14 protein-coding genes are annotated in these 15025 nt (G+C 45.1%); 4 read left to right on the top strand and 10 right to left on the bottom strand.

Features of this window, described 5'->3' with window-relative positions; all coding sequences use genetic code 11:
• Positions 1–3: 3 nt before the first annotated feature.
• The 6 genes from L2744_RS02530 to rpsB form a co-directional block, all read right to left on the bottom strand.
• Positions 4–861, bottom strand: coding sequence for a phosphatidate cytidylyltransferase (locus L2744_RS02530; protein WP_248990573.1), 858 nt, complete (start codon positions 859–861; stop codon positions 4–6).
• Between the two features lie 20 nt (positions 862–881).
• On the bottom strand, positions 882–1709 hold the full coding sequence (uppS, locus tag L2744_RS02525) for an undecaprenyl pyrophosphate synthase (RefSeq protein WP_248990572.1): 828 nt from the start codon (positions 1707–1709) through the stop codon (positions 882–884).
• Positions 1710–1791: 82 nt separating this feature from the next.
• The gene (gene frr, locus L2744_RS02520) at positions 1792–2349 is read right to left on the bottom strand and encodes a ribosome recycling factor (RefSeq protein WP_012088724.1); all 558 of its coding nucleotides are present in this window, start codon (positions 2347–2349) and stop codon (positions 1792–1794) included.
• A 21-nt stretch (positions 2350–2370) separates the two neighbouring features.
• Positions 2371–3108, bottom strand: a complete 738-nt coding sequence (gene pyrH, locus L2744_RS02515; protein ID WP_248990571.1) for a UMP kinase — start codon at positions 3106–3108, stop codon at positions 2371–2373.
• A gap of 68 nt (positions 3109–3176) precedes the next feature.
• Positions 3177–4028 (bottom strand): translation elongation factor Ts, encoded by an 852-nt coding sequence (tsf, locus tag L2744_RS02510; protein ID WP_248990570.1) that lies wholly within the window; start codon positions 4026–4028, stop codon positions 3177–3179.
• 120 nt (positions 4029–4148) lie between these two features.
• Positions 4149–4877, bottom strand: coding sequence for a 30S ribosomal protein S2 (rpsB, locus tag L2744_RS02505; RefSeq protein ID WP_037458301.1), 729 nt, complete (start codon positions 4875–4877; stop codon positions 4149–4151).
• A 307-nt stretch (positions 4878–5184) separates the two neighbouring features.
• On the opposite strand from rpsB, the gene map reads away from it, so the two are divergent.
• The 3 genes from map to dapD all read left to right on the top strand — a co-directional run bounded on the left by map (position 5185) and on the right by dapD (position 9489).
• Positions 5185–5985, top strand: coding sequence for a type I methionyl aminopeptidase (map, locus tag L2744_RS02500; RefSeq protein WP_248990569.1), 801 nt, complete (start codon positions 5185–5187; stop codon positions 5983–5985).
• A gap of 71 nt (positions 5986–6056) precedes the next feature.
• Positions 6057–8639 (top strand): bifunctional uridylyltransferase/uridylyl-removing protein GlnD, encoded by a 2583-nt coding sequence (glnD, locus tag L2744_RS02495; RefSeq protein WP_248990568.1) that lies wholly within the window; start codon positions 6057–6059, stop codon positions 8637–8639.
• Positions 8640–8664: 25 nt separating this feature from the next.
• A complete protein-coding gene (gene dapD, locus L2744_RS02490) occupies positions 8665–9489 on the top strand; it encodes a 2,3,4,5-tetrahydropyridine-2,6-dicarboxylate N-succinyltransferase (RefSeq protein WP_248990567.1) in 825 nt (274 codons plus the stop codon).
• 70 nt (positions 9490–9559) lie between these two features.
• On the opposite strand, the gene L2744_RS02485 is transcribed toward dapD, so the two are convergent.
• From L2744_RS02485 to L2744_RS02470, 4 genes are all read right to left on the bottom strand, one after another.
• Positions 9560–11491: an HD domain-containing phosphohydrolase gene (locus L2744_RS02485; RefSeq protein WP_248990566.1), complete on the bottom strand. Its 1932-nt coding sequence runs from the start codon at positions 11489–11491 to the stop codon at positions 9560–9562.
• Between the two features lie 181 nt (positions 11492–11672).
• A complete protein-coding gene (gene purU / locus L2744_RS02480; RefSeq protein WP_283103869.1) occupies positions 11673–12614 on the bottom strand; it encodes a formyltetrahydrofolate deformylase in 942 nt (313 codons plus the stop codon).
• A gap of 122 nt (positions 12615–12736) precedes the next feature.
• Entirely contained in the window at positions 12737–14218 is a 1482-nt protein-coding gene (locus L2744_RS02475; protein WP_248990565.1) for a PTS transporter subunit EIIC, read from the bottom strand.
• Entirely contained in the window at positions 14170–14634 is a 465-nt protein-coding gene (locus L2744_RS02470) for a flavodoxin (protein WP_248990564.1), read from the bottom strand. Before L2744_RS02470 ends, L2744_RS02475 begins: the two co-directional genes overlap by 49 nt.
• Positions 14635–14758: 124 nt before the next feature.
• Between L2744_RS02470 and L2744_RS02465 the strand changes: the two genes are divergently transcribed.
• Positions 14759–14953 carry a hypothetical protein gene (locus L2744_RS02465; RefSeq protein WP_248990563.1) on the top strand — a complete coding sequence of 65 codons (195 nt, stop codon included), beginning with the start codon at positions 14759–14761 and terminating at the stop codon, positions 14951–14953.
• The last annotated feature ends 72 nt before the right edge of the window (positions 14954–15025 follow it).

The raw sequence follows: 15025 nt of genomic DNA, 5'->3' as shown, positions 1-15025 counted from the left end.
GCGTTACATCCAGAATGCAATGTAGATAAGGGTAAACACCGGCAAGGCTGCAGTCAAACTGTCGATGCGATCGAGTACACCGCCGTGTCCTGGTAAAATGGTACCTGAATCTTTGATACTGGCAGCACGTTTAAACATACTTTCAGATAAATCGCCCAGGGCTGATACCAAGGCGACAAATAAGGTCACCCCGACAACTAAGCCAAGTTCTTGCTCAGGCGAATAATACATTATCCCTGTAACCACTAGCATAGTCGTCACTAAACCACCGAGTAAGCCTTCAAGGGTTTTAGCTGGGCTCACCGCAGGCATTAATTTCGTTTTACCTATCGCTTTACCGACAAAGTAAGCACCAGAATCAGCGGCCCACACAATGAGCATCACCAGTAGAACCAGCGAAGGGCCGTAGTATACAGAAACCTGTGAGCTAATCGATTTAAGCGCAATTAACGCAACAAAGCATGGCACGAGTGTTAACTGCCCAAACATCGACTTTAACATAGGACTTTTTTGCCATAACTTTGCCGTTTTAGGATAGGTAACAACAAGTAGAAGTGAAACTAACCACCATAAAGCCCCAATATAAATCACAGCTAAATAAATGGGATGTAATTGACCTCGAAGCCAAACAGCATCGATGGGGACAATCAAATTAAGGACGACCAGTAAAATACCGACGGTACAAGTAAAACTCCATTGAGTGATATCGCATTGACTATCGATAATCCTTCCCCACTCTTTAGCAGCAATGAGAAATACGGCAACCAAAGCCCAAGCAAAGTACTCTGATGGAAGCCAAAAAATCGCCCCCAAAACTAATGGAATCAACCAAATTGCTGTTATTATACGTTGTTTTAGCAAAAAAAATCCCTCATGACGTTTTACAATGCGCGCATCTCATCAATCTGACTTCCAGTCAAACCAAAACGGCGCTGGCGACTTGCAAAAATGGCAATCGCTTCATGAAAAGCCTGTTCATCAAAATCAGGCCAAAGGGTGTCAATAAACACCAACTCAGCATAGGCCGCCTGCCACAACACAAAATTACTGATGCGGCAATCTCCACCTGTGCGGATCATTAAATCAACTTCACTCTGATTTTGCATGCACAAATGTTCACTTAGGGCTTCTTCGGTGAACTGACTGCTGGTCATTTCGCCAGTTTCGACCTTCTGAGCTAACTTTTGCGCCGCTTGAAGTATGTCCCAACGGCCACCATAGTTAGCTGCAACATTAAGAATCAAGCCAGTATTGCCTGATGTTTTCTCTTGAGCAGCAGCAATTTGCTTCTGTAACCGCGCAGAAAAACGGCTGATATCACCAATAATATTGAGCTTAACTTGATTCTTATGCAGTAGCTTAATTTCACGCTGCAACACAGTAAAAAACAACTCCATCAGCAAGCTGACTTCTTTATCGGGTCTACGCCAATTCTCGCTAGAAAACGCAAATAAGGTTAGCGATTGAATACCTAATTGACTCGCAGTGCTAACAGCACGCCTTACCGCCTTTACACCGGCTTTATGTCCCATCACCCGTGGTTTACCCTGCGTTTGAGCCCAACGCCCATTGCCATCCATGATAATAGCGACGTGCTTAGGTAACGACTGTTTCACGAGTTCGGGTAATTGTCCTGGCAAGGTCGTTTGAGTGTATAAATCACTCTCACTCGTCCTAGGGTGCGGATCAAGTTCCACTGTGGATGACATCTAATACAGCCCTTTAAAATAGACAAACGCCGTGTAGTATACCCCTACACGGCGCATCAACTCTAGCTTATCGAGCCTGAGATTAGACTTCCATCAACTCAATTTCTTTGGCCGCTAAAATCTCGTCGACCTTTTTAATATGAGCATCAGTGAACTTTTGAACTTCCTCTTCGCTACGGCGTACATCATCTTCAGTACAGGCTTTAGCTTTCTCTAGTTTTTTCACTTCAGAAATCGCATCACGGCGCACGTTACGGATCGCGATACGACCGTTTTCAGCTTCGTTACGTACCACTTTGATGAAGTCTTTACGACGTTCTTCAGTCAACGCAGGCAATGGAATACGCAATGTTGCACCAGCAGACATAGGGTTCAGGCCTAAATCTGAACTCATAATCGCCTTTTCAACCGCTTGAATTGCACTACGATCGAATACAGTTACAGACAGAGTGCGTGAATCTTCAACGCCAACGTTCGCCACTTGGTTCAGTGGCGTCATAGTGCCGTAGTAAGAGACTTGAATAGAATCCAGCAGGCTTGGGTGGGCACGACCAGTACGCACTTTTGCCATTTGATTTTTAGTCGCGTCAACGCATTTTCCCATACGCTCTTGCGCATCTTTCTTAATGTTCTCAATCACGTTAAATGTCCTTCTTGGTCATTAAATAACTTTTTTCGCTCTGATCAGCGTACCTTCTTCTTCACCCATAATCACACGACGTAGGGCGCCAGGTTTGTTCATATTGAACACAAGAATAGGCATGTCATGATCACGCGCCATAGTAAAGGCGGCTAAGTCCATTACTTTTAATTCTTTTTCCAGAATTTCTGCATAAGTTACTTCATCATACTTAACAGCATCTGGGTTCTTCATTGGATCTTCGGAGTAAACACCGTCGACTTTAGTGCCTTTTAACACGACTTCAGCTTCGATTTCAATGCCGCGTAAACAGGCCGCAGAATCGGTCGTGCAGAAAGGATTACCTGTTCCTGCAGCAAAAATCACCACTCGACCAGATTTTAATAAGCTTATCGCTTCAGCCCAATTGTAGTCGTCACACACCCCTTTTAAGGGAATAGCCGACATCAGACGAGCATTAACATAGGCACGGTGCAAGGCGTCACGCATAGCTAAGCCGTTCATCACCGTTGCCAGCATACCCATGTGATCGCCCACCACACGGTTCATACCCGCTTTTGCCAGGCCCTCACCGCGAAACAGATTACCACCACCAATGACCACACCCACCTGAATACCTAACTCTACCAGCTCTTTCACTTCTTGAGCCATGCGATCTAATACTTTAGGGTCGATGCCGAAGCCTTCGTCGCCCATCAGTGCTTCGCCACTTAATTTTAGAAGAATGCGTCTAAACGTAGGTTTTGGATTGGTGCTCATAATTTTTATCCTGGTCATAACAAGACCGCAGCTATTGCCGCGGTCTTGGGGGTATTTAGCGTTGGCGATTAAGCCTTTTTAGAAGCAGCGATTTGAGCAGCAACTTCAGCTGCGAAATCTTCTTCTTTCTTCTCAATACCTTCACCCACTTCTAAACGAATGAAGTTAGTGACTGTAGCGCCTTTCTCTTTCAGAACTTCACCAACAGTTTTCTTAGGTTCCATGATGTAAGCTTGACCAGTCAGAGAAATCTCACCAGTGAACTTCTTCATACGACCTAGAACCATCTTCTCAGCGATCTCAGCAGACTTGCCTTCGTTCATTGAAATTTCGATTTGCAGAGCTTGCTCTCTTGCGACTACGTCAGCAGGAACATCTTCTGGGTTAACGAATTCTGGTTTAGAAGCGGCAACGTGCATTGCGATGTGCTTTAGCGTTTCTTCGTCAGCAACACCTGCTACAACAACACCGATACGCTCACCGTGACGGTAAGACGCTAAGTTTGCGCCATCGATGTACTCAACACGACGAATGTTGATGTTTTCACCGATTTTAGTCACTAATGCAACGCGTGCTTCTTCGAACTGTGCTTTTAAGTCTTCTAAAGTCACTTTAGACGCTGCAGCAACGTCTAAAACAGCGTTAGCAAAACCTAGGAAGTTAGCATCTTTAGCAACGAAGTCAGTTTGACAGTTAACTTCTAACAGCGCAGCGAAACCTTCGCCGTTCTTGATAAGAATTGTACCGTCAGCAGCGATGTTACCTGCTTTTTTAGCAGCTTTGGCAGCGCCACTTTTACGCATGTTGTCAATTGCTAACTCCATGTCGCCGTTAGCTTCTGTCAGTGCGTTTTTACAATCCATCATGCCTGCGCCAGTACGGTCGCGCAGTTCTTTAACTTGGGCAGCAGTAATTGCCATTGTTAAATCCTCTATAAAAAATCGACTAATTTGCAGATATAAAACAGGGGCCTAATGGCCCCTGTTAACCAATCAAAAATCTTGGTTAATAAGGGTGATGATAATCATCCCGCCTTATTATTATTCGGCTTCTACGAAACCGTCTTGCTCAGCTTGAACAGCCAGATCTTGACCACGGCCAGCTTTAGCAGCAGCAGCTACAGAAGTAGTGTACAGGCGAATAGCACGCATCGCGTCGTCGTTACCAGGAACGATGTAGTTAACACCATCTGGCGCAGAGTTAGTATCAACAACTGCAACAACAGGGATACCCAGGTTGTTAGCTTCTTTAATAGCGATATGCTCGTGGTCAGCACCGATGACGAATAATACGTCTGGCAGGCCGCCCATGTTCTTAATACCACCTAAAGATTTTTCCAGCTTTTCAAGCTCACGAGTACGCATCAGCGCTTCTTTCTTGGTCAGCTTGTCGAAAGTGCCGTCTACTGATTGGCTTTCCAGTTCTTTCAGACGTTTGATTGACTGACGAACGGTTTTCCAGTTAGTCAACATACCGCCTAACCAGCGGTGATCAACATAGTACTGATCACAAGACAAAGCAGCTTCTTTGATCGCTTCGCCAGCAGCACGTTTAGTACCAACGAATAATACTTTACCTTTCTTTGAAGCGACGTTGCTGATGAAAGCCAGCGCTTCATTGAACATTGGCACAGTATGCTCAAGGTTGATGATGTGAACACCGTTGCGAGCACCGAAAATGAATGGCTTCATTTTTGGGTTCCAGTAACGGGTTTGGTGACCAAAGTGGACACCGGCCTGAAGCATATCGCGCATTGAAACTGTAGTCATTTCTATTACCTTAAAATTTAGGGGGTTAGACCTCCACGCATCCCATGTCTTCGACCCCGCAGTTAACAGCTGAGGGCACCCCGAAGAATGTGTCGACACGTGTGTGATTTAGTATTTAGACAAATTGCCATGTATAATGGCCGCCATCTTTAGTCTTGCCACCATCAAAGCAGACCAAAATCTGGCTTGGACAATTCATCAAGACTTAAACATAACGGCGCGCTTTATACCATAAATAGCCCTAAAGCACAAATTTTTGCATAGGGTTGCGTAGCCAATAGACATCGAAGACACAAGAGAAAACGCAATGAGTATAGTCATTAAGACCGCTGAAGAAATCGAGAAAATGCGCGCGGCTGGAAAGCTTGCCGCACAGGTTTTAGACATGATCGCCCCCTATGTTAAAGCGGGTGTGACCACTAATGAACTGAACGATATCTGCGCAAAATATACCGAAGAGCAAGGTGCGATTTCTGCCCCACTGAATTACCATGGTTTTCCAAAATCCATCTGTACTTCTGTAAACCATGTGATTTGCCACGGTATTCCAAACGACAACCCACCACTGAAAGATGGCGATATTCTCAATATCGATATCACAGTGATTAAAGATGGCTATCACGGCGATACCTCAAAAATGTTTTTAATCGGCGAAGTCAGCCCAAAAGACAAACGCCTGTGCCGCATCGCCCAAGAAAGCCTGTATTTAGCGATTCGTAAGGTTCGTCCAGGTTTAAAACTAGGTGAAATCGGCAATACCATCGAAAAATTCATCAAAGCCAGCAAAACAGGGCTTGAGAAATATTCCATCGTGCAAGATTATTGTGGTCACGGTATTGGAGCTGGTTTCCATGAAGAACCCCAAGTGATGCATTACCGTAACGGTGATAACACAATATTGCGTCCAGGCATGTGCTTTACTATTGAGCCGATGATCAACGCGGGTCGACACACCACAGTGCTAGACCGTAATGATAATTGGACGGTCACCACCTCCGATGGTAAAAACTCCGCCCAGTGGGAACACACTTTATTAGTGACACAAACGGGTGTTGAAGTACTGACGCTACGTGACGAAGAAGATTTTCCGCGCTTTATTAACCACTAGATGGATTAATTCGGTCACCCACGGGATTAAGCGGATAAACAATCACTAAAATAATCCAAACAAGGGACTCGATGAATACAGTGCAGCTCGCAAAACAAGCATTAATCGAACAGAATCAAACGTTATTAACACGATTCAAAGCCAAAACACCGATTGAACAGCTAGTGATGCAGCGCTGCCAATTTGTCGACTCCCTCGTCAAACAGGCTTGGGATCAACATGATCTCGATGCCTATGGCATCGCCCTCATCGCGGTGGGGGGATACGGCCGTGGTGAATTGCATCCCCACTCGGATGTTGACCTATTATTTCTGTTTGACGATCTACTGTCCCCCGCAGCCGAAGCCGCACTCAGCCAATTTATTGCCTTTTTGTGGGATATCAACCTCGAAATAGGCCACAGTGTCCGTACGTTAGATGACACGCTAAAGCTTGGCCGCAACGATATTACTATCGCAACTAATCTGTTAGAAGCACGGTTGCTGTCTGGACCTGAGTCATTATTTGATCGTTTATATGACGCCATCCGCCAGAGTGACTTTTGGACATCGAGCGATTTTTTTATCGCCAAACGCGATGAGCAAAATGCGCGCCATGCCAGAGCCAGTGCCTTCGACTTAGAACCCAATATTAAAAGTTGTCCCGGCGGTCTTAGGGATATTCAAACCATTACTTGGGTGGCAATGCGTCACTTTGGTGCCGCTCGCCTAGAAGAGTTAGTCCAATATGACTTTTTAGAGCCCAGCGAATTAGAAGAACTGCTCGAATGTCAGCATTTTCTGTGGCAACTGCGCTTTGCCCTACACATGGTAGTCGGGCGCGATGAAAATCGCTTACTCTTTGATGTGCAGCGCCAAGTCGCCGAACTTATGGGGTATGAAGATGCCACCCAGCTTGCCGTTGAGCAAATGATGAAACGTTACTATCGCACGGTTCGCCGAGTGATGGAGCTGAACGAAATGTTGTTGCAACTGTTTAAGCGAGCAACACTTGGCCACACAAAAGCCTTAGAAATTCAATCAATAGATAAACACTATCAACGCCGCGGCACCTTTATCGAAGCGCTAAGTGATGATCTGTTCGATAGCGGTGAAGAAATTGTTCGGCTGTTTTTATTGGTGGCTAAAAACTCCAACATCAAAGGCATTTACGCACCAACGTTGCGTTCTCTTCGGCGCGCAAGACGCGCACAATCCCAAGCATTGCAAGAAAATCCGCTCTGCCGCCAAGCGTTTATGGAAATTCTGCGCCATCCTCGCGGCATCGTTGCCTTATCTTTAATGCATAAACACGGCGTGTTATCGGCCTATTTACCCGCATGGCGTAATATTGAGGGTCAGATGCAATTTGACCTATTCCACGCTTATACCGTCGATGAACATACCCACAGGTTACTGCTTAATATTGAACGATTCTCACAACCCGAACAGAAGGAAGAGTTCCCACTAGGCTCGATTCTGATCAACCAACTGCCGAAAAAGGGCTTGTTAGTTTTAGGCGCTATCTTCCACGATATCGCTAAGGGCCGCGGTGGCGATCACAGTAAACTTGGCGGCGCCGATGCCCTCGCCTTTTGTAAGCTCCACGGGTTAAACGATCACGATGGTCGCTTAGTTGCGTGGTTGGTCGAGAATCATCTGGTGATGTCAGTCACCGCCCAGCGCCGCGATATTTCCGATCCCGACGTGGTCGCCGATTTTGCCAATAAAGTCCGCGATGCCGTGCATTTGAGCTATTTGTATTGTTTAACTGTCGCCGATATCTGCGCCACCAACGAAAAAACCTGGAACAACTGGAAAGGCTCACTGCTACGCGACTTATACTTTTCGACCCAAAGAGTGCTTGCCCGCGGTAAAGAAAAACCAGTGGATATTCGCGCCCGAGTACGTGAGTACCAAGCCAAGGCCAAAAAAGAATTATTGCGCCGCGGACTGAAAGAAAAGGATCTCGATACACTCTGGCAACGTTTTAAGGCGGATTACTTTTTACGCCACCAGCCAAATCAGGTCGCTTGGCACGCCGAAGCCATCTTAAAACACAAACAGCTGGATGAACCGCTAGTCTTAGTGTCTAAACACACGACTCGTGGTGGCACAGAGCTATTTGTCTATTGCCAAGATAGACCCAAATTGTTCGCGACTGTGATGGCGGTGCTCGACAATAAAAATATCAACGTCCATGATGCCAACATCATGACCTCAAAAGATAACTATGCCCTCGATACCTTTGTGATCTTGGAGCAAGACGGTGAGCCTGTCAGTCAGTTATCTCGTATTCAGAGTATTCGTAAAGCACTCGAAAAAGCGCTTACGAGTGATAACCCCAAACTACCGCGTTTTAGAAAACTGTCGCGCAAGATGAAACCTTTTAATGTTCCGACACAAGTGAGTTTTCTCAAAAGCAGTCGTCATGGTACAAGTATGATGGAGCTTATCGCCCTCGATACTCCGGGGTTATTGGCTAAAGTGGGTGATATATTTTACCGCTGCAACACCACTTTACTCGCTGCCAAAATCACCACTATTGGTGAACGGGCAGAAGATTTTTTTATGTTGCAGACCAATGATGGGTTACAGCTTAACGAAACCCAAGAGAATGCCCTGAGGGAAGCGTTAATCAGTGCGCTAAGTGCAAGCAATACCGAATCAGTTTAATTAACTAAACCAGTGGGAGAAGTAAATGGAGGCTTTACGCCAACGTATTGAGGCGGCTTTTGAAGCGCGCGCCGACATCACACCAAGTACAGTCGACGCCAGTGTGCGTAGCGATGTGCAACATGTCATCAATATGCTCGACAAAGGTGAAGTCCGTGTCGCCGAGAAAATCGACGGCCAATGGCATGTACACCAATGGCTGAAAAAGGCGGTATTACTGTCCTTCCGTATTTTCGATAACGCGGTTATCGACGGCGCTGAAACCAAATACTTCGACAAAGTGCCGTTAAAATTTGCCGAATATGATGAAGCACGCTTCAAAGCGGAAGCCATTCGTGTGGTGCCTTCTGCCACAGTACGTAAAGGGTCATTCATCGGTAAAAATACCGTGTTGATGCCATCCTATGTGAACTTAGGTGCCTATGTCGATGAAGGCACTATGGTTGATACTTGGGCCACAGTGGGTTCATGCGCACAAATCGGTAAAAACGTGCATTTATCCGGTGGAGTAGGCATTGGTGGTGTACTTGAGCCATTGCAAGCTGGGCCAACCATTATTGAAGACAACTGCTTTATCGGCGCACGTTCTGAGATTGTTGAAGGCGTTGTGGTTGAAGAAGGTTCAGTGATTTCAATGGGTGTATATATCGGCCAAAGCACACGCATCTATGATCGCGAAACTGGCGAAATCCATTATGGCCGTGTGCCAGCGGGTTCGGTAGTGGTATCGGGCAACCTCCCCTCTGCGTGTGGCAAATACAGCCTGTATGCTGCCATTATCGTTAAAAAAGTAGATGCAAAAACCCGCGGTAAAGTGGGTATTAACGAGTTACTGCGCATAGTGGATTAGCATTATACTCAACCGCTCGCGACAAAAAAGATGCCTTAGGGCATCTTTTTTTCATGCAAAATATCAGCTTTTATATTAAGCGTTCAAACTCACTATTCGCATTTCGTACCATAGCAATCTCTCGCCAGCCTATAACCCCGAGCGGTCGCTTCACTTTATTGACTACGACAATAAATTCACTATTAGATTGATTTAATTGAATTCGTGCATCTTCTAATGTGGCAACTTCATTAATGATTGGTACATTGCGCATCATAATTTGATGGGCTTTTTTATGCAAAATAGCACGATCAGATTCACGTTCAGCAACCGTACCCAATCGAGGGCTAAGCCAGTGATCGAGTAGGTTCAGCGTAATCACTCCTGCGATGTTACGGACTTCATCAAAAACGACTGCAACTTTCGAACTCGACTGAGTAAGCAAGCGCTGTATATCCTCTAGTTCATGGTCAAGAGTGATTTCAATAATAGGCTCAAGTAATACACTACCAAGGTGATCACTGATACTAATCTCTTGATTAATAAGAATAGTAAGGCAGGTTTCGACAATTTCAGGATCAAACAATGTTCCTTTACCAGCTCTTAAAACATCGGTCATTCTTTTTAATCCCATAGAAGGTCTATAGGGTCTGTGGGATAGAATAGAATCTGCAACATCTGCCACTGCAATTATTTTTGCTTCGTATAATATCTCTTTGTCAGTTAACCCCGCAGGATAACCCGAACCATCCAGCCGCTCATGGTGCTGCAGGATCATTTCTTTAATCGGCCAAGGAAATTCCACCTCCTCGACTATTTCGGCGCCATGCTGCGGATGGGTCTGAATTAACGCGTATTCCTCTTTAGACAGTCGGGAAGGCTTAGTCAATATCTGTGATGGGATAGCAAGTTTGCCAATATCATGCACTAATGCGCCAATTTTAAGCCCTTCTAGACGCTGCGGTTCTAAACCAAGCTTTTCTCCAATCAAATAACTTAATTGTGCAACCGACTTTTGATGCCCTGCGGTATAGGCATCCTTCAGTTCTAGCGCCTCTGAAATCGCGCTGATCAACTGAGTTAAGGATTGGGATAACTGCTCTTTTTGCGCTTTAATAATTTTTGATTGACGGGAAACAGCGCGTAATGACCGAGGTAACTCTATGGTATGCCAAAGAATACTGGCAAAGGTGAGCAAGGATCTTGCATCATTGCGCGTATAAGGTTCATCCCTGCCTATAACACAGACTAACCCGACCATTCGGGTGCGAAATAAAATCGGTACTGCGATATAACGCCCAGTAAGCAGCAACCGATCAAAGGCAAAATCTCCGCGATGTGGAAGATTATCCCTATCGTTGTGGATAATGGGTTTGTAGTTTCTCGCACATTCAAGCCATAAACGACACTCTAGCTCTGCGACTTGCGCACTCTCTTTTGCAAAATCCGCTTCATTAATCTTAGGGATGGGATATTCAGAACGCGCAGCCAGTGTCAACGAACTTGACTTCTCATTATGCAACAAAATAAATCCATACTGACTACCCGTTAAGGACATGGCTTTAGATACTGCGACTCTAAATACATCTTCTTGGGGAGATTTAATTACATCTTCAATATGTTGCAACCATGCGTCACTTGCTTGAATCGCGCGTCGGTAATCCGAGTGCAATTCTTTCATCTGTGGATCTTCAAAATTGATGTCGGATAAAATCAAATTCCAGCCTACATTTGGCACCAAATGCAGCGAAAAATGTAATCGCATACCTTGATCATCTTGTAGTTGGAAACCGATTATTTGCCTTTGTCGCCGTGTAATATCGGCACAAAGTTCGGCATTGAAGGCGCTAAAAAGCTCAGAGATAGGCTGATTGATGATTTGCGCAGCAGACCGTTTACAACGGATGTAAAAGGCTTTGCTCATTCGTTGTACTCGAAATTGCTCATCGAGTTGCGCCCATGATAAATTCAAATTGTCAGGTAAATCCTTCATCCCAACGATAAGACTTCGACTAGTTGACATCTATCACTCCCATCCATGATTAACGCTTGGAATAAACACTTTACGGATACTTGTCAAAATATTCCAATAAAAACCTTAATAAACAATTTGATAAAAAATATTTATATTGATGTGAGTAAACTTGGAACGAGAGTACCCGCTCAAACCAGATACTCTCCTGCCTGCTGCGACAATCCATTCCTTAAAATACGATGGTTTTATTACCATACACAACAACTTGTTCATTGAGCACTAACTGTAGCGCCTTGCTCAGCACACTCTTCTCCACATCGCGACCCGCTCGGGCCATTTCTAGCGCGCTATAACTGTGATCAACAGGAATAACATCTTGTTTAATGATAGGGCCTTCATCAAGGCAATTATTCACAAAATGTGCGGTCGCACCGATAATCTTCACGCCTCGCTCCCATGCCTGTCGATAGGGCGCTGCACCAATAAAAGCAGGTAAAAAGGAATGGTGTATATTGATAATGCGGTTGGGATATTGCGCAACAAAATCGGGTGTGAGTACTCGCATATACTTAGCGAGTACTAAATAATCTGGTTCATATTGCGCCACCGCGGCAAGCAGAGCTTGCTCATGCTGAGTTCTATCGAGGTCAACATGACTCACGAGATGGAAGGGAATGTTAAATTTTTCAGCCAATTCACGCAGTGCATCGTGATTTCCTACTACCGCCGCAATATCAACGCTTAAACCGCCATAATAGGCTTTCATCAACAGATCGCCTAAACAGTGCGCCTCTTTAGTGACTAACACCACAATGCGCTTTTTACCCGCGCTGACCAAGGTCATATGATTTTGCGCTGGCAGCACATCCCGTAAATCCTGCAATAATTGCTCGCTATGGAATACGCCTTCTAGCTCAGTGCGCATAAAAAAGCGCCCCTGCGCATTATCCACAAACTCACTGTTTTTTATGATATTGAGCTTATGGTTAAAGCAAACACCTGTGATCTTAGCGATTAAGCCTTGGGCATCGGCGCAATCTGTCATTAAGATTTTTCGTTCTAACACTTTTGAAGTTTTGGCCGCAGCGGTACCGGTAATTGATTGCAAAATTGGCTCTCCTGAATTATCCCTATTTTGGAGTTTGCCACAGCCAATGAAATCGAACAGCATAAAACCTGTTAAATTAGACAATAAATTCTATATTTCAGACAATTGATTCAATAAATCATAAAATTAAAGCCATAAATTTGGCGAATACAAAGGCGCCAATCTGTTAGAAATACATAGTATGTTTATCGGCGGGTATCGATATAGCGTTGTAGTACTTTACGCAGGGTTTCAGCTTTAGTGCCATAAACCACTTGCACACCTTTTCCCACCACAATGACGCCCTTAGCCCCTAACTGACTCAAACGAACTTTGTTCACTAACTCAGGGCGGTTAACGCTTAAGCGCAGTCTGGTTAGACAGGCATTGAGCTCAACAATATTTTCTCGCCCGCCCAGTGCAGCAATAATCGCTCTTAAACTTTCCTTACTCCGACGCCCATCTTCACGTTCTAATCGTCCGGGTGTTTTAAGGTTGAAAGCCAGAATACTTAGCCTAAACAATAGGTAATATAGTACAGCGGTTAAAGGCCCAAGAAAAATAAACCAACTGGTATTACGTGAAAGAGGGAACAAGAGCATAAAGTCCACCAATCCATGGGAGAAGACTATGCTATGGTGAATATCAAGCACTATGCAGATAAAATATGCCAGACCAGATAACAGAGCATGGACAAGGAATAGGATCGGCGCCACGAACAGAAACGCAAATTCGATAGGTTCAGTGACCCCTGTTAACCAGCTAGCCGTTGCTGCTGAAAGCATAATTCCAGCTACGCGGTTGCGCTCAGATCTATCGGCACAGCGCCACATGGCAAGTGCAGCCGCAGGTAATCCCCACATTTTAATGAGGTATCCCCCCGCAAGATTCCCCGCCTGAGGATCGCCAGCTAAATAACGCGCTACCTCTCCGCGGATCACTTCCGCTCCTTGAGTCTGATATTGCCCCACTTCTAAGTAAAATGGTGCATTCCAAATATGGTGCAATCCAAGGGGGATAAGCAAACGCTCCAGAGTGCCATAGACACCAAAAGCAATGGCAGGCTTTTGATAAACGGCCCAATCGGATACGCGCTCGATCAATAAAGCTAATGGCGGCCACACATGGGCAAGCACGTAACCTAAACACATTGCTAATGGAATGATGAGCAAAGATGCACTGCGCCGCCCCTCGAAGAAGGAGAAAATGGCAGGTAATCGGATATATTGGCTCAATCGCACCGCTAAGCAGGTTATACCACCGAGTAACATACCACCTGCAATCCCCGTATCTAAGGTTTCCATTCCCAGTAGAGCTTGAGTTGGTAAATGATAGAGAGCCGCCAGCGCCGATAATGTTGCCGTCATTACCCCATAACCAAATACCGCAGTAAAGGCGGCAATACCTTGATCACGGCAAAAACCAATGGCAACGGCTACCGCAAATAACATCGGCATAATGGAAAAAATCAACTTACCCACAGCCAACATCAAAACCGTTAGCTCTTCGGGTATAAAAGGGATTGGACTGGCTGTTAAGCCAAGCATAATCCCTGCCGCGGGCAAAATGGCAATAGGAATGAGCAGCGCCTGACTTAGCCGCTGGGCAAATTTAAACCATTGCTGAGCGACAAACTGACCTAAGCGGCGAGCTCGGATTTGACGACTTGATTCCAGCGTTCCAGCCATTTTTTCGCTTCAACCTCAGGTTCCATGGTTTCACAGGCATCAATTTCTAAACGCCCCATTACGGATTTAGCACCAAGTTCACTTAACAGTTCATCTACAGCCTTACCCGCACCGCAAAAGGTGTCGTAACTTGAATCGCCCAGCGCAATCACACTGTACTTAAGCTCGGGTAAATAGGGTGCTGCATTTTTTAACTGGTAAAACCAAGGTTGGATATCTTCAGGTAGATCACCTTGCCCTGTGGTGGAGGTCACTACGACTAATAGTTCATCTTGAGGTGGAATAAAGTTTGCGATCTCATTGGGTTGCCATAGTTTCGCTTTATAACCTAAAGCCGTTAATTCCTTTTCTAAGGTTTCGGCGGTAAATTGTGCGCTTCCATACACTGTGCCAAACACCAAATTCACTTTTTTCATGATATACTCTGCCCCGCGTATAAAACTCTATTAAGCTGAACTTACTTTATTCTCAGGCTTTAGAGCAAGTAACGACGTAAAAAAATTTAAGAAATCAAGTTATTGGGCATGAGGAAGGCAACTGATGCGACAGACCACTAGACAAAAACACCTCAAACAACATCACAAAACCACCAATACTCGACGTAAAAATTACTTCCACGCCGCCCAGCAAGAGCTTCAATCTCCCCTCGCGCCAACACCAGGTTTTTCAACTTTAACGAATATGATGCAAAAACTGCGTCCATTGAAAGCAAAAATGCCATCAAAACTCGACTAAGTTTTATTAAATATCGACATCTAGCCTTAATAAGCTCACTGGGTTGACCGCAAGCTATTCAAAAAAAGCGAT

Origin of the sequence: Shewanella profunda (assembly GCF_023283765.1) — a bacterium.
Taxonomy (GTDB): domain Bacteria; phylum Pseudomonadota; class Gammaproteobacteria; order Enterobacterales; family Shewanellaceae; genus Shewanella; species Shewanella profunda.
This window is presented reverse-complemented; position numbering and strand designations above follow the sequence as displayed.

Excerpts from the sequence above, each read along its gene's own strand:
- uppS (WP_248990572.1), bottom strand. The coding sequence starts at position 1,709 with ATGTCATCCACAGTGGAACTTGATCCGCACCCTAGGACGAGTGAGAGT.
- pyrH (WP_248990571.1), bottom strand. The coding sequence starts at position 3,108 with ATGAGCACCAATCCAAAACCTACGTTTAGACGCATTCTTCTAAAATTA.
- tsf (WP_248990570.1), bottom strand. The coding sequence starts at position 4,028 with ATGGCAATTACTGCTGCCCAAGTTAAAGAACTGCGCGACCGTACTGGC.
- rpsB (WP_037458301.1), bottom strand. The coding sequence starts at position 4,877 with ATGACTACAGTTTCAATGCGCGATATGCTTCAGGCCGGTGTCCACTTT.
- map (WP_248990569.1), top strand. The coding sequence starts at position 5,185 with ATGAGTATAGTCATTAAGACCGCTGAAGAAATCGAGAAAATGCGCGCG.
- glnD (WP_248990568.1), top strand. The coding sequence starts at position 6,057 with ATGAATACAGTGCAGCTCGCAAAACAAGCATTAATCGAACAGAATCAA.
- dapD (WP_248990567.1), top strand. The coding sequence starts at position 8,665 with ATGGAGGCTTTACGCCAACGTATTGAGGCGGCTTTTGAAGCGCGCGCC.
- L2744_RS02485 (WP_248990566.1), bottom strand. The coding sequence starts at position 11,491 with ATGTCAACTAGTCGAAGTCTTATCGTTGGGATGAAGGATTTACCTGAC.
- purU (WP_283103869.1), bottom strand. The coding sequence starts at position 12,614 with ATGCTGTTCGATTTCATTGGCTGTGGCAAACTCCAAAATAGGGATAAT.
- L2744_RS02475 (WP_248990565.1), bottom strand. The coding sequence starts at position 14,218 with ATGGCTGGAACGCTGGAATCAAGTCGTCAAATCCGAGCTCGCCGCTTA.
- L2744_RS02470 (WP_248990564.1), bottom strand. The coding sequence starts at position 14,634 with ATGAAAAAAGTGAATTTGGTGTTTGGCACAGTGTATGGAAGCGCACAA.
- L2744_RS02465 (WP_248990563.1), top strand. The coding sequence starts at position 14,759 with ATGCGACAGACCACTAGACAAAAACACCTCAAACAACATCACAAAACC.